We start from the raw sequence: 21244 nt of genomic DNA, 5'->3' as shown, positions 1-21244 counted from the left end.
TCCGGTCACGATGTGGTCGTCGATGGCCCTGGAAGGGCAGGGCACGGGTCTCGCGCCGCCGCGTTACCGAGAGGCAGAGCCACCGCCTTGCGCGGCCGCACGAAGAGGCCGCATGACAGAAAGCGGCAAGATAATACGTTTCCGCCGCCGCCCCGCCTCTGGTATATTGCATACCTGAGCAATCGATGCATGATGCATCCACGCGAACCGAGAGTCGCAGGCGGAGGAAACCGGGATGGAACGTCAGGACGCCCCTGCGGCGAAATGGTGGCAGCTCGCCTTCGGCGTGCTCTGCATGGCGATGATCGCCAACCTCCAATACGGCTGGACGCTGTTCGTCGATCCGATCGATGCCCAGCATCATTGGGGCCGGGCCTCGATCCAGCTCGCCTTCACCGTCTTCGTCGCCACCGAGACCTGGCTGGTCCCGGTCGAGGCCTGGTTCGTCGACAATTACGGACCCAAGATCGTCGTCGCCTTCGGCGGCGTGATGATCGCGCTGGCCTGGGTGATCAACGCCTATGCCGGCTCGCTGCCGATGCTCTACCTCGGCGCGGTGGTCGGCGGCATCGGCGCCGGGTCGGTCTACGGCACCTGCGTCGGCAACGCGCTGAAGTGGTTCCCGGATCGCCGGGGCCTCGCCGCCGGCGCCACCGCCGCCGGGTTCGGCGCGGGCGCCGCGATCACGGTGGTGCCGATCGCGAAGATGATCGCGTCGAGCGGCTACCAGAGCGCGTTCCTCACCTTCGGCCTGATCCAGGGCGCGGTGGTGGTGTTCCTCTCGGTGTTCCTGCGCAAGCCGAGGAGCGCGGCCCCGGTGCAGCGCAAGCGCCACAACCTGCCCCAGAGCAAGGTCGACCGCACCCCGAGCGAGACCGTGCGCACCCCGGTCTTCTGGGTGATGTACGCGATGTTCGTGATGGTCGCCGCCGGCGGCCTGATGGCGGCGGCGCAGATCGCGCCGATCGCCCACGACTTCCACGTCGCCGACGTGCCGGTGAGCATGCTCGGCCTGACGATGGCGACGCTGACCCTGGCGATCTCGCTCGACCGGATCTTCGACGGGTTCGGGCGCCCGTTCTTCGGCTGGGTCTCCGACCAGATCGGGCGCGAAAACACGATGTTCATCGCGTTCTCGACCGCGGCGGTCGCGGTGCTGCTGCTGCTCAGCTACGGCACCATCCCGACGGTGTTCGTGCTGGCGACCGCCCTGTACTTCGGCGTGTTCGGCGAGATCTACTCGCTGTTCCCCGCCACCTGCGGCGACACCTTCGGCTCGAAGTTCGCCACCAGCAACGCCGGCCTGCTCTACACCGCCAAGGGCACGGCCTCGTTCCTGGTTCCCTTCGGCAGCCTCGTGGCGGCCGCCTACGGCTGGTACGCGGTGTTCGGCATGATCGTCGCCCTGAACCTCACCGCGGCGGCTTTGGCGATCTTCGTGCTCAAGCCGATGCGGGCGCGCTACCTCGCCCTCGACGAGACCGTGTCCGTGCCGAAGGCCGAGCCGATCCGGATCGCCTGACACCGGCGGGCCCGCGCCGCGCGCCCGCCCCGCCTCCGACGTCCGCCTCGTCGACCCGCCCCATCGACACCCCCATGGCGCGTGTCCTGCGACCAGCCATCCGAGGCCCAAGCCTCGGAGAGGCCCAACAACCATCCATTCGGGAGGCCGAGATGCCCGCGCACGCACAAGTCATCGACATGCATACCGCCGACGTGAACATGGCCGAGGCCGACACCCAGCCTGCGCTGACCGACGGGTTCCACCTCGTCATCGACGCGTTGAAGCTCAACGACATCAACACGATCTACGGCGTGCCGGGCATCCCGATCACCGATCTCGGGCGCCTAGCCCAGGCCGAGGGCATCCGGGTGATCTCGTTCCGGCACGAGCAGCATGCCGGCAACGCGGCGGCGATCGCCGGCTTCCTCACGAAGAAGCCGGGCATCTGCCTTACGGTCTCGGCGCCGGGCTTCCTCAACGGCCTGACGGCTTTGGCCAACGCCACCACCAACTGCTTCCCGATGATCCTGATCTCGGGCTCGTCCGAGCGCGAGATCGTCGACCTGCAGCAGGGCGACTACGAGGAGATGGACCAGCTCGCCATCGCCAAGCCCCTGTGCAAGGCGGCCTTCCGCGTGCTGCACGCCGCCGACATCGGCATCGGCGTGGCCCGCGCGATCCGCGCCGCCTGCTCCGGCCGTCCCGGCGGCGTCTACCTCGACCTGCCGGCCAAGCTCTTCGCGCAGGTGATGGACGCCGAGGCCGGCGCGAAGTCGCTGGTCAAGGTGATCGACCCGGCGCCCGCCCAGATCCCGGCGCCGGAAGCGATCGCGCGGGCGCTGGCCGTGCTGAAGACCGCGGAGCGCCCCCTGATCATCCTCGGCAAGGGCGCCGCCTACGCGCAGGCCGACGAGGCGGTCCGCGCGCTGGTCGAGACCAGCGGCATCCCCTACGTGCCGATGAGCATGGCCAAGGGCCTCCTGCCCGACACCCACCCGCTCTCGGCCGGCGCCGCGCGCTCGACGGTGCTGAAGGAGGCCGACGTCGTGCTCCTGGTCGGCGCCCGGCTGAACTGGCTGCTCTCGCACGGCAAGGGCAAGACCTGGGGCGCCCCGGGCTCCAAGAAGTTCATCCAGATCGACATCGAGCCGCGCGAGATGGATTCGAACGTCGAGATCGTCGCGCCGGTCGTCGGCGACATCGGCTCCTGCGTCGCGGCGCTGCTCGACGGGATGAAGGGCGGCTGGCCGGCGCCGCCCGCGGCCTGGACCGAGACGATCAAGGCGAAGAAGGACGCCAACATCGCCAAGATGGGCCAGCGCCTCCTGAAGAACTCGATCCCGATGGACTTCCACGGCGCGCTCGGCGTGCTGCGCACGATCATCAAGGAGCGCCCCGACGCGATCCTCGTCAACGAGGGCGCCAACACCCTCGATCTCGCCCGCGGCGTCATCGACATGTACCAGCCGCGCAAGCGCCTCGACGTCGGCACCTGGGGCATCATGGGCATCGGCATGGGCTTCGCCGTGGCGGCGGCCGTCGAGACCGGCAAGCCGGTGCTCGCGGTCGAGGGCGACTCGGCCTTCGGCTTCTCCGGCATGGAGGTCGAGACGATCTGCCGGTACGACCTGCCGGTCTGCATCGTGGTGTTCAACAACAACGGCATCTATCGCGGCACCGACGTGAACCCGTCGGGCGCGGCCGACGTGGCGCCGACCGTGTTCGTGAAGGACGCGCGCTACGACAAGATGATGGAGGCCTTCGGCGGCGTCGGCGTCAACGTCACGACGCCGGATGCGCTCCGCGAGGCGGTCAACGCGGCGATGGATTCGGGTCGTCCGACCCTGATCAACGCGGTGATCGATCCCTCTGCGGGCACCGAGAGCGGCAACATCGGCAGCCTCAACCCGCAGAGCACCGTGAAGCGGAAGTAAGTGCAGCCGGGCGAAGAGCGGGAGGGCGGTCGCCGCCCTCCCGCGACCATGGGAGCCGACGCGATGATCGATCCGCGCCTCGTCGGCCGCATCGCCTTCGCGCACCGGCTCCCCGTGAAGCCGCCGCTACCGCCGGGGCGTCACCCGCTCGGGCTGTTTCCGGAGCGCGACGCGATCCTCCACGTGCCGGCCCGGATCGACCCGCGAAGGGCCACGCCATTGGCGGTGCTGTTCCACGGCGGCGGGGGCGGCGCGGAGAAGATCCTGCCGATGCTGGAAGCCCACGCGGAGGCGCGCGGGTTCCTGCTGCTGGCCCCGCAATCGCTGTTCCCGACCTGGGACCTCGTCATCGCCGGCCACGGTCCCGACCGCGAGCGCCTCGAAGCCGCGCTCTCCGAGGTCGGATCGCGCTTCCTGCTCGATCCGTCGCATCTGGCCTTCGCCGGCCATTCGGACGGCGGTAGCTACGCCCTGTCCTCGGGGCTGACCAACGGGGACGTCGTCACCCACGTCATCGCCTCGTCCGCCGGCTTCCTGAGCGTGCAGGTCCAGACCGGGGCGCCGCGGGTCTTCGTCTCGCACGGCACCCGGGACGCGCAGATCGCGGTCGCGCATGGCGGCCGCAGCCATGCCGCGCAGCTCGAACGGGCCGGCTACGACACCACCTACGTCGAGTACGACGGCCCCCACGCCTACGACCCGGCGGTGGTGGCGCAGGCCGTCGCCTTCTTCCTCGACGTGCCGAACCCAGCCTGACGCCCCCTCGGATCAGGCCGGCGCCAGCATCCGCGGCGTCGGCACCTCGGCCTGGTGCCGCGTGGCGTCGGTGAGCAGGGCCGCCACGAGGTCGCCCTGCGAGACGATCCCGACGAGGCGGTCGTCCGGCCCGACCACCGGCAGATGGTGCAGGCCGAGCCCAGACATCTGCAGCACGACCTCGCCGATCGGGCTGTCCGGCCGCAGCGTCACGACAGGGCTCGTCATGATGTCCTCGACCGAGCCGTGCGGGGCGCGCCCGCGGGCCGCGGTCAGGCGCAGGCGGCGGAGGAGCCCAAGGCGCGGCCCGCGTCGGTCCCACGCCGCCTTGTCGAGGAGGTCGGTCTGCGTGACGATGCCGACCACGCGAGCACTCTCGTCGGTCACCGGCAGGACCTTGATGTGGTGGCGGCGCAGAAGGGCGAGCGCATCCATCAGCGGCGCGTGGGGGGCGATCGCCACCACGTCGCGGGTCATGATCGCGGCGCAGTCCGTCTGGCCCGAGCGACGGCGGGTGGCGCGGAGCTGCGCCTGCCGCAGGATCGCCTCGAGGTCGCTGCGCCCGACATCGAGGATCTGGTCGAAGTCTTCTAGCGCCGCATCGAGGTCCTCGCCGCTGAAGCCCAGCGGCGCGGCGACGGGATCGGTGCGGCCGGGCGCGGGCGCGATGCCGGGATGCGGGTAGGGGCGGCCGGTGAGGTTGTTGAAGAGGAGCGCCGCGGCGAGCAGCAGCAACGAGTTCACGCCGACCGGCCAGAGCACGAAGCCGTAGCCGAGGTCGTGGATCGCCGGGCCGCCCAGCACCGCGGTGAGCGCGACCGCGCCGCTCGGAGGGTGGACGCAGCGCAGCGCCATCATCGACCCGACGGCTCCTGCGATGGCCAGCGCCGCCGCCAGGATCGGATCGTGCACGAGCGCCGCGACGCTCACGCCGACGAGGGCCGCCACGAGGTTTCCGCCGACGATCGACCAGGGCTGCGCCAGCGGGCTCGCGGGCACGGCGAACAGCAGCACCGCGGAGGCGCCCATCGGCGCGATCAGGAAGGGCAGGGCGGTGGTCGGCCCCAATGCCCAGGCCGCGAGCGCCCCGGTGACGAGGATGCCGAGCATTGCGCCGAGCGCCGAGCGGGCGCGTTCCCGCAGGCTGAGCGGCGTCGCCGCCGGAACGAACCGGCGCCAAAGTGGCTGCATGGATCCGAGCCTTCGCGTGTTTTAGGGACGCGCCATTCCGACACCCGCGAAGGCCGCCGTCGTCGCACCGCCGGCAGGATCAAGCGCGGGTTCCTTCTCCCAGGGGGGAAGGACAGGATGAGGGGCGTGACATGTCCGGTTAGGTCACGCCCCTCACCCCAACCCTCTCCCCCTGGGAGAGGGGGCCGGTCGGTGCTTCGCGCGATCAATTTGATAGCTCCGAAGCAGCAGCAATGGATATGACGGAAGCCGCCCCGGTGCCTTTTCGGGCCGGAAGCGGCTTCGCTAGATCGTCGAACCGATCAGACCGCGCGGGCCTGGTGCAGCTCCTCGATCTGCTGCTGGGTGTAGCCGAGGTCGACCAGCACCTCGTCGGTGTGCTCGCCCAGCAGCGGCGACGACTTGATCTCGACGGTCATGTCCGAGAACTTGATCGGGCTTCCGACCGTCAGGTACGAGCCGAGATGGGGGTGAGGCACCTCGACGACCGTGCCGCTGGCGCGAAGGCTCGGATCGACAGAGATCTCCTTCATCGACATCACCGGCGCGCAGGGGATGTCGAACTTGCGCAGGATGTCGACCGCCTCGAACTTGGTCTTGTCGGCGAGCCATTCCTCGATCGTGCCGAAGATGTCCATGATCTTGTCCTGGCGGGCGGACGCGGTCTTGTAGGCCGGATCGTCGATCCACGCGTCCTTGCCGATCGCCCGGCAGATCGGCGCCCAGGCATGGCCCTGGATCGTGAAGTAGATGTAGGCGTTCGGGTCGGTCTCCCAGCCCTTGCACTTCAATACCCAGCCGGGCTGGCCGCCGCCGCCGGCGTTGCCGCCGCGCGGCACCACGTCCGTGAACGTGCCGTGCGGGTATTGCGGGTATTCCTCCAGGTAGCCGAGCGCATCGAGGCGCTGCTGGTCGCGCAGCTTCACGCGGCAGAGGTTCAGCACTGAATCCTGCATCGACACGGCGACCTTTTGGCCCTTGCCGGTCTTGTTCTTCTGGTGGAGCGCCGTGAGGATGCCGATGGCCAGGTGCATGCCGGTGTTGGAATCCCCGAGCGCCGCGGCGCTGACGGTGGGCGGCCCGTCCCAGAAGCCGGTGGTGGAGGCGGCCCCGCCCGCGCATTGGGCCACGTTCTCGTAGACCTTCAGGTCCTCGTAGTGGTGGCCGTCGGAGAAGCCCTTCACCGAGGCGACGATCATGCCCGGGTTGAGCTCGTTGATCCGCGGCCAGGAGAAGCCCATCCGGTCCAAGGCGCCGGGGCCGAAGTTCTCGACGAGCACGTCGGACTCGGCGATCAGCTTCTCCAGGACCTGCTTGCCCTCGGGGGTCTTGGTGTCCAGCGTCAGCGAACGCTTGTTGGAGTTCAACATCGTGAAGTAGAGCGCATCCGCGCCCTCGACGTGGCGCAGCTGGTTGCGGGTGACGTCGCCGGAGCCGGGGCGCTCGACCTTGATCACGTCGGCCCCGAACCAGGCCAGAAGCTGCGTGCAGGCCGGACCGGCCTGGACGTGGGTGAAGTCGATGATCTTGATCCCCTCGAGTGGCTTGCTCATCGTCGGCTTTTCCTCTCTTCGCGTGGACGGATGGCGACGCCGATCCTGGATCGGTGACGCACTCGGTGATCGAAGGCCGGGCTCATCTTCGGAGCCTCGGTCGGCGGTCACGTTGCTCTCGGCCGGATCTGCTCTCGCTTGCGAAAACCGGCCTTGACCTTGAATTCGTTGCCCGTTTCCGACGGGAGATCTTGATGATTGCTCAGGCTTCGAGCTCGGCGATGCGGCGGCGCATCGCCCGCTCCGCGTTCCAGCGTTCGGTCTCGTCGCGGATCACGGCGGTGATGCCGGTGACGGTCTCGTCCGCGTCGAACAGCATGCTCACGGTGAACGCGATCGATAGCGAACGACCGTCCTTGTGTAGGGCCGGCACGCGCAGCACCTCGGCGCCGTAGCGCGTCACCCCCGTCCGCATGGTCTTGTGGTAGCCGTCCCAGTGGCGCTGGCGGTGCCGGTCGGGCGTGATCAGGTCGAGAGTGCGCCCGATCGCCTCCTCCGGCGTGAACCCGAAGATGCGCTCCGCCGCGGCGTTCCACACGACGATCGCGCCGTCGGCGTCGGAGACCACGATCGCGTCGCCGGCATTCGAGACCAGTTGTTCGAAGTCGATCGCCCGAGACATGCAAGACGCTCATCGTTCCAGGACCCGTCGTCCGCCGCCGGTGGGCGAGGTCGTCGGTCGCGCGACCCGCGGGGGATGACGGCCGCGAGCGGAAGGCGGGATCAGCGGTCGGGAATTCGGCCAGGCATGGAAGCTCTCCCTGCGGCGGAGGCGGGCGGGGCTCGCGATCGTTGAGAACGATCCGGCCTCGGCTCGATTCCTTATATGGTATGTGGTATGCCAGAGCGGAAATCGCGTCAAGGCATGCGGAGCCGGCCCGGCGGCGCTTCGGTTTCAAATCGCGGATCTGTCAGGGGCAAGTCTGTCAGAGGAGGGGCCGGAACGCGGGGCGAGTCCGGGCATTCGGCAGGGTGGGGAGGACGCGGGATGACGGCGGCGCCGAGCATCACGATCACGCAGGTCGGCGACTACGTCTTCAGCGTGGATTTCAGTAAGGCCCTGCCGGCCCTGCGGGTCGACGAGGCGGAGCCGATCGGCGGTGGGACCGGGCCGCACCCGGAGCAGTTGCTGATCGCCGGCGTCGCGAACTGCCTGTGCGCCAGCCTCGTCTTCGCATTGGGCAAGTTCCGCCAGGACGGAGGCGGCGTCTCGGCCGAGGCCACCTGCCGCATCGGGCGCAACGACGACGAACGTCTGCGGATCGTCGGCGTCGACGTGCGGATCACCCTGGGCGCCACCGCCGCCGACATGCCGCGGATCGACCGGGTCCTGGATCAGTTCCAGCGGTTCTGCACCGTGTCCGAGAGCGTGAAGCTCGGCATTCCCATCGCCGTCTCGGTGCGTGACGGCACCGGGGCGCAACTGACCTAACCGGCGGTTCGAAGAACCCGCCGACCATCACGAAAGGAACCGCCATGTCGGACATGCACAGGGAAGGCGCCGAGGCGCCGGAGGCGCTGGCCCGCCTGTTCAACCAGCGCGCGAACGCCGGCGACGTGGAAGGCCTCGTCGCGCTCTACGAGTCGGAGGCGGTGCTGGCCGCCGGACGGGTCGTCGCCACCGGGCACGCCGAGATCCGCGCCTTCTACGCGGACCTGCTGGCCCGCCGTTCAGAGTTTCCGGCCGCCGAAATCCTGCCTCCCATACGCAACGGCTCGATCGCGATGACCTTCGCGCGGCTGCCCGACGGCACGCTCTCGGTCGAGACCGCCCGCGAGCAGGCGGACGGGACCTGGCGCTGGGTCATCGACCAGTTGAAGATCAAGCCGACTGAGAGTTAGGCGCGGTAGTAGTCGCGGTACCACCGCACGAACCGCTCGACGCCGGCCTCGATCGGCGTCGCGGGGGCAAAGCCAACGGCGGCGGAGAGGTCGTCCACGTCGGCATAGGTGGCCGGCACGTCGCCGGCCTGCATCGGCAGCATCCGGCGCACCGCCTTCACCCCGAGGCACGCCTCCAGCACGTCGATCAGGTGGAGAAGCTGCACCGGCCGGTTGTTGCCGACGTTGTAGATCCGGTAGGGCGCGAGGCTCGTGCCGGGATCGGGGCGTACGCCGTCCCAGGCGGGGTTCGGGGCGGCGATGCGCTCAGCCACCCGCACGACGCCGTCCACCACGTCGTCGACGTAGGTGAAGTCGCGCTGCATCAGCCCGTTGTTGAACACCGAGATCGGCTCGCCCGCCAGGATCGCCCGGGTGAACAGGAACAGGGCCATGTCGGGCCGGTACCAGGGTCCGTAGACCGTGAAGAAGCGCAGGCCCGTGGTCGGCAGCCGGTAGAGGTGGCTGTAGGAATGCGCGAACAGCTCGTTCGCCTTCTTGGTCGCCGCGTACAGGCTGACCGGATGGTCGACGTTGTCGTGGACCGAGAACGGCATCTTGGTGAGCGCGCCGTAGACCGAGCTCGACGAGGCGTAGACCAGGTGCTCGCAGCCGTGATGGCGGCAGCCTTCGAGGATGTTCAGGAACCCGTCGACGTTGCTGCGGGCGTAGGCGCGCGGGTTCTCCAGCGAGTAGCGCACGCCCGCCTGCGCCGCGAGGTGGACCACGCGCTTGAACCGGTGCTCGGAGAACAGCGCGTCGACGGCCGCGGCGTCGGCGATGTCGAGCCGCAGGAAGCGGAAGCCGGGACGGCCTTCGAGCCGGGCCAGCCGCGCCTGCTTGAGGCCGACGTCGTAGTAGGCGTTGAGGTCGTCGATGCCGACGACCGGGCGCCCGGCCGCGAGGTAGCGCTCGGCCACGTGATACCCGATGAACCCGGCGGCCCCCGTGATCAGTACCGGATCCATCAGCGTCTCCCTCGCGCCCCGGCGTTCCGCAGCCCCATGTCCCTAGCCCATTTTGCCGGTGCGGTGGATGCGGGCGCGCAGCCGGGGCGGCCTGCTGCGCGGACGGGGGGGAAGACCTCGGCCGGCCCGTCGCCGCGGATGCTGACTACCGAGGCGGGGTACCGGGAGTGAGCGGAGTCCGCACGAACGCGTGCCGTTGCGCGCGGAATCCGTGCCTGAGGGGGAACCCCTGCGCGACGGCCGAAGTTCACCAGCGTACGCCGACGCCGCATCGGGCTGCGGCGCCGTTCGAGGCGGGTGTTCCGCCCCTACAGACGACCCAAGGACTTCCCCATGAAGAAAGTGTTCCTGATCGCCGCGTCGCTGACCCTCCTGTCCGCGACCGCCTTCGCCCAGGGGAACTCCCCCTACAACCGGTCCGGCCCCCAGGCCGGCGGCCCGCGCGCCGGCATGGAGCGCGCGATGGGTGCGCCGGGCGGCACGCCCGACATGGATCCGGCGATGCGCCCCGGCATGCGGCCAATGGGCCGGCCGATGATGCGTCACCAGCGGCGCCACCGCATGATGCATCACCGCCGTCACCGCATGTGATCGGCGTACGATCGGTTCGCCGGTCGAAAGGAGGGCCGCCTGCGAGGGCGGCCTTTTTTCCTTTTTTCGGTCTCGATGCGAGCCTTCAGGGGGTTTGGGCGAGCGCCGCGAACTGGTCGGCGCAGATGCCCCAGCCCTGGTGGAACCCCATCGCCTCGTGCGCGTCGCGGTTGGCCACGCTCCAGTGCCGGGCGACGGCGGTGTAGCGGCACCCGCCCGCTTCCGGCACGAAGGCGACGACCAGCGTCATGAACGGCTTGGCCGAGGTCGCGCTCGGAGACGGCGTCAGGGAAGCGTCGGCTCAGTCATGCGAATCTCAAGGTGTCACCGTGACGGGGGCTCCGACTGGTTTCAAACCGGACGGACGCAGCGGCGATCGAGGCGATCCAACCGCCGGCCTCGAGGGCGACCATTGCCCGCTGCCATCACGAAATCCGGAACCGGGAGCGACACCGCCGGCGGTTAACATGGCGGTAACCATGACCGCCGAGAACCCGTCGCGGAACGGCGGCGCCCTCCGCATGCGCCCCGGCAACTCTCCAAGGAGTGACGACCATGGCGCCCGGCTACGTGATCGCCGCCTGTTTCGAAGGCGCCGGGGCGATCGGGATCGTGGTGGCCCTGCGGCTGCTTCACGCCGAGCAGCGCGCCAAGGCCGCCGAACTCGCCCGCTTCCTGCGATCCGGACAGGTCCCGGATGCGCCGAAGGTGAAGGTCGTCGCCGAGGCCCGCCCCGCGCCGGAGATCCGCCTCGGTCCGACCGCGCGACCGATGAGCGCCATCGGTCCCTCCGACGCCCTGCTCGCCCTGCGCAGCGCCTACGGGGCCGCGGCGCGCTGATCGACCCAGCGCCGCGCGCTCAGCGCAGGAGCGCGTCGAGCCCGAAGCCGCCGAAGACCACGAAGGCGAGGCTCATCAGGAACTTGAGGTCGTCGAACGTCTCGGTCATGGCCGTCGCCTGATGGTGTCTCGGGAAGGGGCCGGACGTCGCCCGGTCGCCCCACCATCCGTCGTCCGGCGCATTCGAGCGAATCGTTTCAGGCTTTCTTAACCGGCCCTCCCGGATTTCCCGGAAACGCGCTTCACGCTTCGTTAAGACCGCACGCGAAGCTCGCGCCGGCGGTAACCATGACCTCGGCGCCGCCGCGGATCGGAACCCGGGCGCGCCCTGACCGTTGTGCGGGCGGAACAGGACCCGTCGTCGGGCTAACCTGGCGACCGCCCGGCCCGCGCCCTTTCCGGCGAACGGGCCTTTTGCCTGGACGACCCGTCGCCCGGCGGCCCGTCCGATCGGAGCCCCCGTAATGCGCAACCTTCTCCTCACCCTCATCGTGCTCGCCGGCGGCTTCGTTCTCGTCGCGATGTACGTCGCGCCGACCCAGCCCGGCCTGCGCGCCTGGTACCGCGACAACGCCTGCGTACACCTCGACAAGGTCAGCCCGCAGATCTGCGCGCCGCTCCGCCAGGCCGAGGGCACCGACAAGGTCTGAGCGGGCCGTGTCGGCCCTGCGCCGCGCCGTGGACTGGACGTTCCGCGACCGGCGAACCGGCGCGTTCGTGATTGGACAATGGCCCAATCTCCCGCTCTGGTTGTTTTTTGGGTTCTCGATCGTGCGCTGGGTCCTCGTTCCGCAAGGTCGGCCGGACTTCTGGTTGCGGATCGGGGCGGGCGCGGCGCTCGGGTGGTGGGCCGCCGACGAAGTTCTGCGCGGGGTGAACCCCTGGCGGCGCATCCTCGGAGCGGTCGCTTTGGTCTGGTTGGCGGTGTCGGCGACGCTGGCGTGATGGCGTCGCGCCGCGTGGGACGTCGAGGTGCCTGGGATCACCGATCGTATTTTCTACGCATGGTTGAAACTAGTCGTTGCGCATGCAACGATTTGCGTAAATACCGATTTGACCAACCGGTTCGCTCGCATACACGTGCCGGGCCGACCGCAGGCAGGTAGACTGGACGGCACGAACCGATGACGGACCCGGCAACCTCGCGTCTGATGCAGGATGGCTCGCGTTCGGCGGCCAGCCAGCAGATCCTGGGCAAGATCGCTGCCGTGCTCGCGATCCCGGTCTCGGACTTCTACCGGCACGAGCCACCGGTCTCGGACGCACTGACTCCCAATGCGGCCGAATGCGACGCGATGCTGGCGGCGTTCCTGCGGGTCGGGGACCCGGAGGTACGAGCCCGCATCGTCGAGATGATGCGGGCCTATTCGGACAACTGATACCAAATCTCATGGGTCATAACCCATGAGGTGCGGCGGTCGACCACCGCCTCGCAGTCGCGGGGGTCGAACCTCGCTGAGCCGGGCTCACCGAGGTTGGTTCTGACGCTTCCGTTAGAGTTCCGCCGAGTCGCGGGACAGCTCGCCGCGCAGGCGCCGGGCCGCCTCCAGCAGCGCGCCGTCGCGCCGCCGCCGCGGACGCGGCAGGTCGATGCGCACCTCCGCCGCCACGCGGCCGGGCTTGCCGGCGAGCACAACCACCCGGTCGGCCAGGGTCACCGCCTCGTCGATGTCGTGGGTCACGAACAGCACCGTCTTGCCGGTGGCGGCCTGGATGCGCTGCACCTCGTCCTGCAGGCCTTCGCGGGTGAAGCTGTCGAGCGCCGAGAACGGCTCGTCCATCAGCAGAACGTCGGGGTCGACCGCGAGGGCGCGGGCGATGGCGACGCGCTGGCGCTGCCCGCCCGAGAGCTGGTGCGGCCAGCGCTGAGCGAGGTCGCCGAGCCCGACGAGGGCCAGCATCTCGCCGGCCTTGGCGCGACGCTCGGCACGCGACAGGCCGCTGTTCTCGAGGCCGAACGCCACGTTGTCGATGACGGGCCGCCACGGCAGCAGGCGCGCATCCTGGAACACCAGGGCCATCGGGGTGCGGCACCCGGGGCGCGTCGCAAGGTCGACGGTGCCGGAACTCGGCGCGGCGAGCCCGATCAGCACCCGCAGGAGCGTCGACTTGCCGACGCCGGATTCGCCGACGATCACCAGGAACTCGCCGCGCGCGACCGTGAGGTCGAGGTTCGACAGGATGACGTTGCGCGTGCCCGCGCGCTCGTAGGCGAGGCTGAGGCCACGGAAGGCGACGATCGGGGCGTGCGGGGCGGTGTCGGCTGTCATGCGCTCAGGCCCGCCAACGCAGGAGCCAGCCCTGCAGGGCGACGAAGGCGGAATCGAACAGCCCGTAGAGCCCGGCCATGGTCAGCATGTAGACCACCACAATGTCGGTCGAGAGCAGGCTCGAGGCCTGCATCATCCGCTGCCCGACGCCGGGCACGCCGAAGATCTCGGCCGCGACCACCGCCATCCAGGCCTGGCCCAGGGCCGTGCGCAGGCCGACGAGGATGCCCGGCGTCGCCGCGGGCAGCAGAATCTTGGTCAGCCGAGCGGGGGCCGAGCGGAAGCCGAAGGCCTGCGCCACCTCGATCAGGTCGCGGTCGACGCCGCGCACGGCGCCCTGCGTCGCGAAGAACACGATCCAGAACACTCCGATGGCGATGATGAACACGGCGGCCGAGGGCTCGACCCCGAACCAGATGATGGCGAAGGGCACCCAGGCGAGGCCGGGGATTGGCCGGAGCAGGCGCACCACCCAGGCGGTCGCCGACTCGAAGGTCCGCGACATGCCGCCGACGAGCCCCAGGGCGATCCCGGCGCCGGCGCCGACCGCGAGCCCCACGAGGTAGTGGCTGAGGCTCGACGCCACCGCCTCGAACCAGACGCCGAGCTCGATCTCGCGCAGGAACGCGGCCGGGATCGTGGTCGGCGGCGGCAAGAAGGCCGGATTGATCAGCCCGAGCCGCGGCGCGGCCTCCCAGACGAGCAGGAAGGCGGCGAGCCCCGCGGCCGACAGCAGGATCGAGCGGAGGAAGGTCAGCGCGCGACCGCCTTCTCGTAGAAGCCCGGCACGAACAGGCCGTCCATCGGCACGTCCTTGTCGAGGGTGCCGATGCTCACCTGGTAGGCCTGCATCTTCTTCGTGGCCTCGATGATCACGCGCGGGTCGGCGGTGAACTTCGCCGCCGGCGAGGAGAGCGCCTTCCGGATGGTGGCGAGGTCGGTAATGCCCTTGCCGAGCGCCTTCTCGACCGGCGGCGCGGCGCGCGCCGGATCGGTCTTGAGCAGGTCGGTCGCCTTCACCAGCGCATCCACGAGCCCTTGCACGGCGGCCGGGTTGCGGTCGGCGAAGGCGCCGGAGACGGCGACGACGGTGCCGGGCTGATCGGGGAACATCTCGGCACCGGTGGCGATCAGCGTGATCGCCGGGTTGCGCTGTTGGACGATCGTTAGCGCCGGCTCGCGGATCGAGGCGCCGTCCACCGCGCCGGCGAGCAGCGCCTGCTGCGTCGCGTCGATGCCCATGGCGACGACGTCGGCGTTCGCCTTGTCGGTCTTGGCCACCTGCCAGAGCCAGTGCTGCAGCGTCGTGTTCGGCACCGAGCCCGGCGGCTGGGTCGCGAGGCGGGCGGCGCGGCCCTCCTTCTCGCGGTAGCGGCGGAACGCCTCCGCCTTGTCGGCGGTGGCCGCGAAGTAGGGTGCGAGCTTGGGGCCGGCGACGAACACCATCTCCTCGACCGCGGTCGCGGCGACCACGCGCACGTCGATGTTCTTGGTGCGCGCCACGGCCAGCGGCGCGATGCCGGCGACGTAGACGTCGATGGTGCCCGACGCCAGCGCCTGAATCATGTTCGGGCCGGACTCGAAGGTGGTGAAGCCGGGCTTGAGCCCGGCGGCCTCGAGCCAGCCTTCGCCGTTGGCGACGAAGATCGGCGCCGCACCGATCACCGGGATCACGCCGATGCGGACGGGGACCAACGCGGTCTGCGCCGGGGCGGCGCCCGCGCCGAGGGCGAACAGGGCCGCGGCGAGGATCGTACGGCGGAGGGGGAGGTAGCGCATGGGCTCTCAGGGTCCGGGCTCGGGGACCGACGGGTTCGGCGTTCGCCGCTCCCATGCCACAGGCCGGCGAAAGGTCAAATCGCATGTCTCATGCGCAGGCCTTGCGGCGTCCACCGTCCCAAGATGATCGATGTAACCACATGGTCACGACCATACGTCGGAACGTCATGACGCTTGAACCGTCAATTCAACCGTCAGGTGCAAGAGTCGCTACGCGTACTCATCAAAATCAAGTGAGGCCGATATTTATGGATCTGCAAGCCGTTGCGATCCGGATTCTGGTAATCTAACTGCTTTGCCGACGTAACAAATCCAACTTGGCGATGCTCGTCGCGATGCTGTGCTTCACCTGCCTGACCTGTGGCGTCGGCCTCGCCGCATTGTCGAAGCGCGACGCCGAACGTGCACCGATGCTGGAACGCTGGAGCGGGATCTGCCTGCTCGTCGGCCTTGTGCTGCTCGGCGTCGGCCTGCCGTTCTTTCGCTGAGGACGCAACACAACTGGAACAGGCCGGTCCCGCCCCCGTTGTCCCGCGACTGCGGCACGTCTTCCGCGGCATCGATCGAGGGAATCCATCTCATGAGCCTACTCGGCAGCATCGTCAGCAAGATCCTGCATCCGTTCGGGGGGGCCTCGTCCTCGGCCGCGCCCTCGACCACGGATGCCGGCGGCTCCAGCAGCCCGGCCTCGACCTCCACCACGGCCGACGCGTCGCCGTCGGCCTCCACCTCGGGCGGCCAGGTCGACGTCGAAGCCGTGCTCAACGGCATGGCCGAGAAGAACTCCCAGACGCTGAACTGGCGCACTTCGATCGTGGACCTGATGAAGCTCCTCGATCTCGATTCGAACCTGACCGCCCGCAAGCAGCTCGCCGACGAGCTGCACTACACCGGCGACAAGGACGATTCGGCGACCATGAACGTCTGGCTGCACAAGCAGGTGATCAAGAAGCTCGAAGAGAACGGCGGCAAGGTGCCGGCCGACCTCAAGGACTGATCGCATCCTCGGACCAGAAGCGAAGCCCGGCCGTCGCGCCGGGCTTTTTCATGCCCGGCGCACGCATCATTTGCCCGTGCGCACCCGCGTCCAGGCTCGCGTGACGAAACGCTGGGTGCGGTCGTCCCAGGCGGTGTTGACCGAGAGGCGCTGCATCGTCGCCTCGTCGGGGTAGATGCCGGGATTGGAGAGGATCTCGGGCTTCACGAACGCCTTCGCGGGCAGGTTGCCGCTGGCGTAGGAGACGAAGTTGGTGTTGGCCGCCGCCACCTCTGGCCGCAGCATGTAGTCGATGAAGCTCAGCGCCTCGGCAGGGTGGGCGGCGTCCTTCGGAATCGCGAAGGCGTCGAACCACATCAGCGTGCCTTCCTTCGGGATGAGGTAGGCGATCTCGACGCCGTTCTTGGCCTCGTCGGCCCGCTTCTTCGCCTGCAGCACGTCGCCGGAATAGCCGACCGCGACGCAGAGGTCGCCGTTGGCGAGCGACTGGATGTACTCCGACGAGTGGAACTTCCGCACCGTGCCGCGCACCTTGAACAGCGCGTCGGTGACCTGGGTGATGTCGTCCCAGCGCTTCGAATCGCTCTTCAGGCCGAAGGTCGGCAGCATGCTCGGGATCAGGTCCTCGGGGCTGTCGAGCATCATGATCCCGCAATCCTTCAGCTTGTTCGCCGAGGCCGGGTTGAGGACGAGGTTCCAGCTGTTGAGGGCGGCGTTCGTGCCCAGGCGCTCGCGCACCAGCCCGAGGTTGAGCCCGAGCCCGGTGGTGCCCCACATGTAGTCGACGGCGTAGGCGTTGCCGGGATCGTAGGCAGCCAGCCGCCCGGCGATCTCCGGCCAGGCGTTTCCGAGGTTCTTGAGCTTGGCCTTGTCGAGGGGCAGGAACGCGCCGGCCTTGATCAGCCGCTGCAGGAACGGCCCCGAGGGCACGACCACGTCGTAGCCCGACTTGCCGGCGAGCAGCTTCGTCTCGAGGATCTCGTTGTTGTCGTAGGTGTCGTAGACGACCTTGATCCCGGTCTCGCGGGTGAAGGCCTCGAGCACCTTCGGGTCGACGTAGTCCGACCAGTTGTAGATGTTGACGACCCGCTCGGGGCCGGCCGCCAGCGCCGGACCGCCCGCGAGCATCAATCCCGCGAGCAGGATCGCGCGGGCGCACCGGACCATCCGCATCGCGGCGCCCTTCACTTGCCCGAGCGGGCGGCGACGACGACGATCTCGACGAGGTATTCCGGTCCGGCGAGCTTGGCCTCGACGGTCGCGCGGCCGGGCGGGTTTTCCTTCGACACCCAGGCGTCCCAGGCCGCGTTCATCTCGGCGAAGGTCCCGATGTCGGCCAGGTAGATCGTCGCCATCAGGATGCGCTCCTTGTCGCTGCCGGCATCTGACAGCAACCGGTCGATCTGTCCCAGAATCTGCTGCGTCTGCGCGGTGACGCCGGTGCCGACCGTGTCGGCCGCGACCTGGCCCGCGAGGTACACCGTGTCGCCGTAGGCGACGCCCTGCGCCATCCGTGCGCCCGGCTCGAAGCGTTCGATCGTCATGCCCTGTCCTCAGCTGCGGTTCGGACCGCTTCTGCCGCCCGGCGCCAGCCAGGTAAAGGGGCGCCGCGCCGGCGATCGAGCCAGAGAAGGCATGGAAAAAGGTCCGATCGCGGCCAATCCGTCGCAACCCACGAAGCCGACCGTGCGTTTCACGTCCGTTCTAGCGTCGCGTCATCGGATAAGCGGCGTCACATCGTCAGGCGTCACGTCGCCAAGGGGTTCGTCATGGGTATTCTCTGGACCATCATCATCGGTTTTCTCGCCGGTGTCGTCGCCAAGTTCATCATGCCCGGTTCGAACGAGCCCGCGGGCTTCATTCTGACCACCATCCTCGGCATCGTCGGCGCCTTCGTCGCGACCTTCCTCGGTCAGGCGCTCGGCTGGTACGGCCCGAACCAGGGCGCAGGCTTCATCGGCGCGGTCGTCGGCGCGATCGTCGTGCTCGCCATCTACGGCTTCGTCGCCAGCCGCGGCCGCACCACGACGCTCTGAGGTCCAGTTCACTTAGACGACCGACCAAAAAAAGGGGGCGCCGCGAGGCGCCCCCTTTTTCGTCTCGCTTCGTCGAAGCTCAGAGCCGGTCGGAGACCGCCTTCATCGCGCAATGGCCGGTGGCGCCGCGCAGCGCCAGGCCGACGCCGACGACGAGGGCGGCGAGGCTCAGCCACTTGTTCGGGCGCGGCTGCGCGGCGGCCGCCGCGATGCCGAGGCCGAGCGCCACCGAGACCGCGCGCTCCGTGGTGCTGAGGTTCGGCTCGCCGCTGAAGATGTCGTGGATCATGTCGTTGGCCATGGAATCGACTGCACTCCTGTTGGGGTTCGCGGATCGAACGCCTTGCGAACGCCGCCGTTCCTCAAGCCGTGTCGTTTGCCGCCGCGCCGGAACCGCCACGAAAAAGGCGCGGCCCCCTAGGGGACCGCGCCGTCTTCTCCGCCAGGACTCGAGTCCAGACGATCAGTCGTTGGCGTTGCGACGCTCGCCGCGGCTGCTGCGCTCGCTCCGCTCGCGCGGGGCCCGCTCCTCGCGCTCGGGCTCGCCGCGCTCGGCGCGCTCTGCCTTGAGCTTCTCGGTGAGGTCCTCGCCGGTCTCCTGGTCGACGACCTTCATCGAGAGGCGGATCTTGCCGCGGTCGTCCTGGCCGAGGAACTTGACCTTGACCTTCTGGCCCTCGGAGACGACGTCCGTCACCTTGGCGACCCGCTGGGCGGCGAGCTCCGAGATGTGGACGAGGCCGTCCTTGGCGCCGAAGAAGTTCACGAAGGCGCCGAACTCCATCGTCTTCACGACGGTGCCCTCGTAGATCATGCCCGGCTCGGCTTCCGCCACGATCGAGCGGATCCAGTTGTAGGCCGCCTTGATCGCCTTGCCGTCGGCCGACGCGATCTTCACCGTGCCGGAATCGTCGATGTTGATCTTGGCGCCGGTCTTCTCGACGATCTCGCGGATCACCTTGCCGCCGGTGCCGATCACTTCCCGGATCTTGTCGGTGGGGATCTGCATGGTCTCGATGCGCGGCGCGTACTCGCCGAGCTCGGGGCGGGCGGCGGTCAGCGCCTTGGCCATCTCCACGAGGATGTGGGCGCGGCCGTCGCGGGCCTGGTCGAGGGCGACCCGCATGATCTCCTCGGTGATGCCGGCGATCTTGATGTCCATCTGGAGCGAGGTGATGCCCTCGTCCGTGCCGGCCACCTTGAAGTCCATGTCGCCGAGGTGGTCCTCGTCGCCGAGGATGTCGGAGAGCACCGCGTAGCGCTCGCCCTCGAGGATGAGGCCCATGGCGATGCCGGCGACGGGACGGCGCAGCGGAACGCCCGCATCCATCAGCGACAGCGAGCCGCCGCAGACCGAGGCCATCGAGGACGAGCCGTTCGACTCGGTGATCTCGGACACGACGCGGATCGTATACGGGAACTCGTGGGCCGGCGGCAGCACCGGGTGGATCGCGCGCCAGGCGAGCTTGCCGTGGCCGATCTCGCGGCGGCCGGGCGAACCCATGCGGCCGGTCTCACCCACCGAGTAGGGGGGGAAGTTGTAGTGCAGCAGGAAGGTCTCCTTGTAGGTCCCCTGCAGCGCGTCGATGTACTGCTCGTCCTCGCCGGTGCCGAGCGTCGCGACGACCAGCGCCTGCGTCTCGCCGCGGGTGAACAGCGACGAGCCGTGGGCGCGGGGCAGCACGCCGACCTGACTCTCGATCGGGCGGACGGTCTTCACGTCGCGGCCGTCGATGCGCGAGCCGGTGTCGAGGATGTTCCAGCGGACCACCTTCGACTGCGCCTCCTTGAAGGCGGCCTTGACCTTCTCGGGGGCGAACTTCTGCTCGCCCTCAGCCGGGCAGAGCGCGGCGACCACCTTCGCCTTCACGGCGTCGACGGCCTTGTAGCGCTCCTGCTTGACGGTGATCTTGTAGGCGTCGCGCAGCTCCGACTCGCAGACGCCGAGCACGGCGGCCTCGACGTCGGCGTTCTCCGGCGGGGAGAAGGCGCGCGGCTCCTTGGCGGCCTTCTCGGCCAGGCGGACGATCGCCTCGATCACCGGCTGGAAGTGCTTGTGGCCGAACATCACGGCGCCGAGCATGATCTCCTCGGAGAGCTCCTTCGCCTCGGACTCGACCATCAGCACCGCGTCGGTGGTGCCGGCGACGACGAGGTCGAGCACCGCGCCGTCCATCTCCGGGACCGGCGGGTTCAGCACGTACTGGCCGTTGGCGTAGCCGACGCGGGCGGCGCCGATCGGGCCCATGAACGGCACGCCCGACAGGGTCAGCGCCGCGGAGGCCGCGACCATCGCCAGGATGTCGGGATCGTTCTCGAGGTCGTGGGTGAGCACGGTCACGACGACCTGGGTGTCGTTGCGCCAGCCGTCGATGAAGAGCGGGCGGATCGGGCGGTCGATCAGGCGGGAGACCAGGGTCTCCTTCTCGGACGGGCGGCCCTCGCGCTTGAAGTAGCCGCCGGGGATGCGGCCGGCGGCGTAGGCGCGCTCCTGATAGTTCACGGTGAGCGGCAGGAAGTCGATCCCGACCTTCGGCTCCTTGGAGGAGACGACGGTGGCGAGCACCGAGGTGTCGCCGTAGGTGGCCATCACCGAGCCGTCGGCCTGGCGCGCGACCTTGCCGGTCTCCAGCACGAGGCGGCGATCGCCCCACATCAGCTCTTCACGTTGTACGTCGAACATTCTGTTTTCCTTGCCATCGTGCGGCGGGCGAACCCGGCGCGGCCAGGGGCAAGACGGCGGGACACTCCGGCGGCGGAGTGCCCTGCGATCCTGTCCCTGGTGTTCGCGCCTCGAAGTCGCCCGTTGCTCGGAGGGCCGGACCCGTTCCGGCCACCCGAGGTACGGGAGCGTCCTCCGCGATCCTCGGATCGCGAAAGACACCCCATCTCGGTGTGTCGTCGCATTTTCTTCACGCGAGCCGGTGTCCGCCTCGCTCGAAAA

Annotated in this window: 24 protein-coding genes and 1 pseudogene; 13 read left to right on the top strand and 12 right to left on the bottom strand. The window is 69.1% G+C overall.

The window, feature by feature from the left end; translation table 11 throughout:
- Positions 1–235: 235 nt before the first annotated feature.
- The 3 genes from oxlT (at position 236) to FV234_RS07770 (ending at position 4194) form a co-directional block, all read left to right on the top strand.
- On the top strand, positions 236–1522 hold the full coding sequence (gene oxlT / locus FV234_RS07780) for an oxalate/formate MFS antiporter (RefSeq protein ID WP_147828625.1): 1287 nt from the start codon (positions 236–238) through the stop codon (positions 1520–1522).
- Positions 1523–1701: 179 nt separating this feature from the next.
- A complete protein-coding gene (gene oxc / locus FV234_RS07775; protein ID WP_238272489.1) occupies positions 1702–3438 on the top strand; it encodes an oxalyl-CoA decarboxylase in 1737 nt (578 codons plus the stop codon).
- Positions 3439–3501: 63 nt separating this feature from the next.
- Entirely contained in the window at positions 3502–4194 is a 693-nt protein-coding gene (locus FV234_RS07770) for an esterase (protein WP_147750940.1), read from the top strand.
- Positions 4195–4206: 12 nt separating this feature from the next.
- On the opposite strand, the gene FV234_RS07765 is transcribed toward FV234_RS07770, so the two are convergent.
- From FV234_RS07765 to FV234_RS07755, 3 genes are all read right to left on the bottom strand, one after another.
- Positions 4207–5385: an HPP family protein gene (locus FV234_RS07765; RefSeq protein WP_147828623.1), complete on the bottom strand. Its 1179-nt coding sequence runs from the start codon at positions 5383–5385 to the stop codon at positions 4207–4209.
- 302 nt (positions 5386–5687) lie between these two features.
- Positions 5688–6938 (bottom strand): formyl-CoA transferase, encoded by a 1251-nt coding sequence (gene frc, locus FV234_RS07760; protein WP_147764255.1) that lies wholly within the window; start codon positions 6936–6938, stop codon positions 5688–5690.
- Between the two features lie 202 nt (positions 6939–7140).
- Positions 7141–7560 (bottom strand): PAS domain S-box protein, encoded by a 420-nt coding sequence (locus FV234_RS07755; RefSeq protein WP_147764254.1) that lies wholly within the window; start codon positions 7558–7560, stop codon positions 7141–7143.
- Between the two features lie 366 nt (positions 7561–7926).
- On the opposite strand from FV234_RS07755, the gene FV234_RS07750 reads away from it, so the two are divergent.
- Entirely contained in the window at positions 7927–8370 is a 444-nt protein-coding gene (locus tag FV234_RS07750) for an OsmC family protein (RefSeq protein ID WP_147814925.1), read from the top strand.
- Between the two features lie 44 nt (positions 8371–8414).
- On the top strand, positions 8415–8780 hold the full coding sequence (locus FV234_RS07745; RefSeq protein ID WP_147828622.1) for a nuclear transport factor 2 family protein: 366 nt from the start codon (positions 8415–8417) through the stop codon (positions 8778–8780).
- Here FV234_RS07745 and FV234_RS07740 read toward each other — a convergent pair.
- Positions 8777–9787 (bottom strand): NAD-dependent epimerase/dehydratase family protein, encoded by a 1011-nt coding sequence (locus FV234_RS07740; protein WP_147750946.1) that lies wholly within the window; start codon positions 9785–9787, stop codon positions 8777–8779. The two genes, FV234_RS07745 and FV234_RS07740, sit on opposite strands and share 4 nt — an antisense overlap.
- Positions 9788–10120: 333 nt before the next feature.
- Here FV234_RS07740 and FV234_RS07735 point away from each other — a divergent pair, with 333 nt between their 5' ends.
- A complete protein-coding gene (locus FV234_RS07735) occupies positions 10121–10378 on the top strand; it encodes a hypothetical protein (protein WP_147750947.1) in 258 nt (85 codons plus the stop codon).
- 85 nt (positions 10379–10463) lie between these two features.
- Here FV234_RS07735 and FV234_RS07730 read toward each other — a convergent pair.
- Positions 10464–10637 (bottom strand): annotated as a pseudogene (locus FV234_RS07730) (SRPBCC domain-containing protein); the annotation flags it as partial.
- A gap of 296 nt (positions 10638–10933) precedes the next feature.
- On the opposite strand from FV234_RS07730, the gene FV234_RS07725 reads away from it, so the two are divergent.
- From FV234_RS07725 to FV234_RS07710, 4 genes are all read left to right on the top strand, one after another.
- Positions 10934–11218, top strand: a complete 285-nt coding sequence (locus tag FV234_RS07725; protein WP_147750949.1) for a hypothetical protein — start codon at positions 10934–10936, stop codon at positions 11216–11218.
- 464 nt (positions 11219–11682) lie between these two features.
- Entirely contained in the window at positions 11683–11868 is a 186-nt protein-coding gene (locus FV234_RS07720) for a hypothetical protein (RefSeq protein ID WP_147750950.1), read from the top strand.
- A 16-nt stretch (positions 11869–11884) separates the two neighbouring features.
- A complete protein-coding gene (locus tag FV234_RS07715) occupies positions 11885–12163 on the top strand; it encodes a hypothetical protein (RefSeq protein WP_147828644.1) in 279 nt (92 codons plus the stop codon).
- Between the two features lie 179 nt (positions 12164–12342).
- Positions 12343–12597, top strand: coding sequence for a hypothetical protein (locus FV234_RS07710; RefSeq protein WP_147828620.1), 255 nt, complete (start codon positions 12343–12345; stop codon positions 12595–12597).
- Between the two features lie 114 nt (positions 12598–12711).
- Here FV234_RS07710 and FV234_RS07705 read toward each other — a convergent pair whose 3' ends face one another.
- From FV234_RS07705 to FV234_RS07695, 3 genes are read right to left on the bottom strand one after another with little or no spacing between them, the layout of a single operon-like run.
- Positions 12712–13488: an ABC transporter ATP-binding protein gene (locus FV234_RS07705; protein ID WP_147828619.1), complete on the bottom strand. Its 777-nt coding sequence runs from the start codon at positions 13486–13488 to the stop codon at positions 12712–12714.
- Between the two features lie 4 nt (positions 13489–13492).
- Entirely contained in the window at positions 13493–14245 is a 753-nt protein-coding gene (locus tag FV234_RS07700) for an ABC transporter permease (protein ID WP_147828643.1), read from the bottom strand.
- The gene (locus FV234_RS07695; RefSeq protein ID WP_147828618.1) at positions 14242–15267 is read right to left on the bottom strand and encodes an ABC transporter substrate-binding protein; all 1026 of its coding nucleotides are present in this window, start codon (positions 15265–15267) and stop codon (positions 14242–14244) included. Before FV234_RS07695 ends, FV234_RS07700 begins: the two co-directional genes overlap by 4 nt.
- Positions 15268–15584: 317 nt before the next feature.
- Here FV234_RS07695 and FV234_RS26120 point away from each other — a divergent pair, with 317 nt between their 5' ends.
- Together FV234_RS26120 and FV234_RS07690 are read left to right on the top strand one after the other, a co-directional pair.
- Complete coding sequence (locus FV234_RS26120; RefSeq protein WP_187273615.1) at positions 15585–15755, top strand: hypothetical protein; 171 nt, start codon at positions 15585–15587, stop codon at positions 15753–15755.
- A gap of 92 nt (positions 15756–15847) precedes the next feature.
- On the top strand, positions 15848–16264 hold the full coding sequence (locus FV234_RS07690; protein ID WP_147828617.1) for a DUF3597 domain-containing protein: 417 nt from the start codon (positions 15848–15850) through the stop codon (positions 16262–16264).
- 66 nt (positions 16265–16330) lie between these two features.
- On the opposite strand, the gene FV234_RS07685 is transcribed toward FV234_RS07690, so the two are convergent.
- The gene (locus tag FV234_RS07685) at positions 16331–17392 is read right to left on the bottom strand and encodes a polyamine ABC transporter substrate-binding protein (RefSeq protein WP_238272488.1); all 1062 of its coding nucleotides are present in this window, start codon (positions 17390–17392) and stop codon (positions 16331–16333) included.
- Between the two features lie 56 nt (positions 17393–17448).
- Entirely contained in the window at positions 17449–17808 is a 360-nt protein-coding gene (locus FV234_RS07680) for a RidA family protein (protein ID WP_147750955.1), read from the bottom strand.
- Between the two features lie 225 nt (positions 17809–18033).
- Here FV234_RS07680 and FV234_RS07675 point away from each other — a divergent pair, with 225 nt between their 5' ends.
- Positions 18034–18300 (top strand): GlsB/YeaQ/YmgE family stress response membrane protein, encoded by a 267-nt coding sequence (locus tag FV234_RS07675; RefSeq protein ID WP_147750956.1) that lies wholly within the window; start codon positions 18034–18036, stop codon positions 18298–18300.
- Between the two features lie 79 nt (positions 18301–18379).
- Here FV234_RS07675 and FV234_RS07670 read toward each other — a convergent pair whose 3' ends face one another.
- Positions 18380–18601 carry a YgaP-like transmembrane domain gene (locus tag FV234_RS07670; protein ID WP_147750957.1) on the bottom strand — a complete coding sequence of 74 codons (222 nt, stop codon included), beginning with the start codon at positions 18599–18601 and terminating at the stop codon, positions 18380–18382.
- 162 nt (positions 18602–18763) lie between these two features.
- Positions 18764–20983: a polyribonucleotide nucleotidyltransferase gene (gene pnp / locus FV234_RS07665; protein ID WP_147750958.1), complete on the bottom strand. Its 2220-nt coding sequence runs from the start codon at positions 20981–20983 to the stop codon at positions 18764–18766.
- Between the last annotated feature and the right edge of the window lie 261 nt (positions 20984–21244).

The sequence above is a fragment of the Methylobacterium sp. WL8 genome, from assembly GCF_008040045.1.
Lineage (GTDB): Bacteria > Pseudomonadota > Alphaproteobacteria > Rhizobiales > Beijerinckiaceae > Methylobacterium > Methylobacterium cerastii.
Note: the sequence above shows the minus strand (reverse complement) of the source record. Positions and strands in the feature narration are given on the sequence as shown.

What these genes read in the sequence shown, in the direction of transcription:
- oxlT (WP_147828625.1), top strand. Translation starts at nt 236, where the DNA reads ATGGAACGTCAGGACGCCCCTGCGGCGAAATGGTGGCAGCTCGCCTTC.
- oxc (WP_238272489.1), top strand. Translation starts at nt 1,702, where the DNA reads ATGCATACCGCCGACGTGAACATGGCCGAGGCCGACACCCAGCCTGCG.
- FV234_RS07770 (WP_147750940.1), top strand. Translation starts at nt 3,502, where the DNA reads ATGATCGATCCGCGCCTCGTCGGCCGCATCGCCTTCGCGCACCGGCTC.
- FV234_RS07765 (WP_147828623.1), bottom strand. Translation starts at nt 5,385, where the DNA reads ATGCAGCCACTTTGGCGCCGGTTCGTTCCGGCGGCGACGCCGCTCAGC.
- frc (WP_147764255.1), bottom strand. Translation starts at nt 6,938, where the DNA reads ATGAGCAAGCCACTCGAGGGGATCAAGATCATCGACTTCACCCACGTC.
- FV234_RS07755 (WP_147764254.1), bottom strand. Translation starts at nt 7,560, where the DNA reads ATGTCTCGGGCGATCGACTTCGAACAACTGGTCTCGAATGCCGGCGAC.
- FV234_RS07750 (WP_147814925.1), top strand. Translation starts at nt 7,927, where the DNA reads ATGACGGCGGCGCCGAGCATCACGATCACGCAGGTCGGCGACTACGTC.
- FV234_RS07745 (WP_147828622.1), top strand. Translation starts at nt 8,415, where the DNA reads ATGTCGGACATGCACAGGGAAGGCGCCGAGGCGCCGGAGGCGCTGGCC.
- FV234_RS07740 (WP_147750946.1), bottom strand. Translation starts at nt 9,787, where the DNA reads ATGGATCCGGTACTGATCACGGGGGCCGCCGGGTTCATCGGGTATCAC.
- FV234_RS07735 (WP_147750947.1), top strand. Translation starts at nt 10,121, where the DNA reads ATGAAGAAAGTGTTCCTGATCGCCGCGTCGCTGACCCTCCTGTCCGCG.
- FV234_RS07725 (WP_147750949.1), top strand. Translation starts at nt 10,934, where the DNA reads ATGGCGCCCGGCTACGTGATCGCCGCCTGTTTCGAAGGCGCCGGGGCG.
- FV234_RS07720 (WP_147750950.1), top strand. Translation starts at nt 11,683, where the DNA reads ATGCGCAACCTTCTCCTCACCCTCATCGTGCTCGCCGGCGGCTTCGTT.
- FV234_RS07710 (WP_147828620.1), top strand. Translation starts at nt 12,343, where the DNA reads ATGACGGACCCGGCAACCTCGCGTCTGATGCAGGATGGCTCGCGTTCG.
- FV234_RS07705 (WP_147828619.1), bottom strand. Translation starts at nt 13,488, where the DNA reads ATGACAGCCGACACCGCCCCGCACGCCCCGATCGTCGCCTTCCGTGGC.
- FV234_RS07695 (WP_147828618.1), bottom strand. Translation starts at nt 15,267, where the DNA reads ATGCGCTACCTCCCCCTCCGCCGTACGATCCTCGCCGCGGCCCTGTTC.
- FV234_RS07690 (WP_147828617.1), top strand. Translation starts at nt 15,848, where the DNA reads ATGAGCCTACTCGGCAGCATCGTCAGCAAGATCCTGCATCCGTTCGGG.
- FV234_RS07685 (WP_238272488.1), bottom strand. Translation starts at nt 17,392, where the DNA reads ATGCTCGCGGGCGGTCCGGCGCTGGCGGCCGGCCCCGAGCGGGTCGTC.
- FV234_RS07680 (WP_147750955.1), bottom strand. Translation starts at nt 17,808, where the DNA reads ATGACGATCGAACGCTTCGAGCCGGGCGCACGGATGGCGCAGGGCGTC.
- FV234_RS07675 (WP_147750956.1), top strand. Translation starts at nt 18,034, where the DNA reads ATGGGTATTCTCTGGACCATCATCATCGGTTTTCTCGCCGGTGTCGTC.
- FV234_RS07670 (WP_147750957.1), bottom strand. Translation starts at nt 18,601, where the DNA reads ATGGCCAACGACATGATCCACGACATCTTCAGCGGCGAGCCGAACCTC.
- pnp (WP_147750958.1), bottom strand. Translation starts at nt 20,983, where the DNA reads ATGTTCGACGTACAACGTGAAGAGCTGATGTGGGGCGATCGCCGCCTC.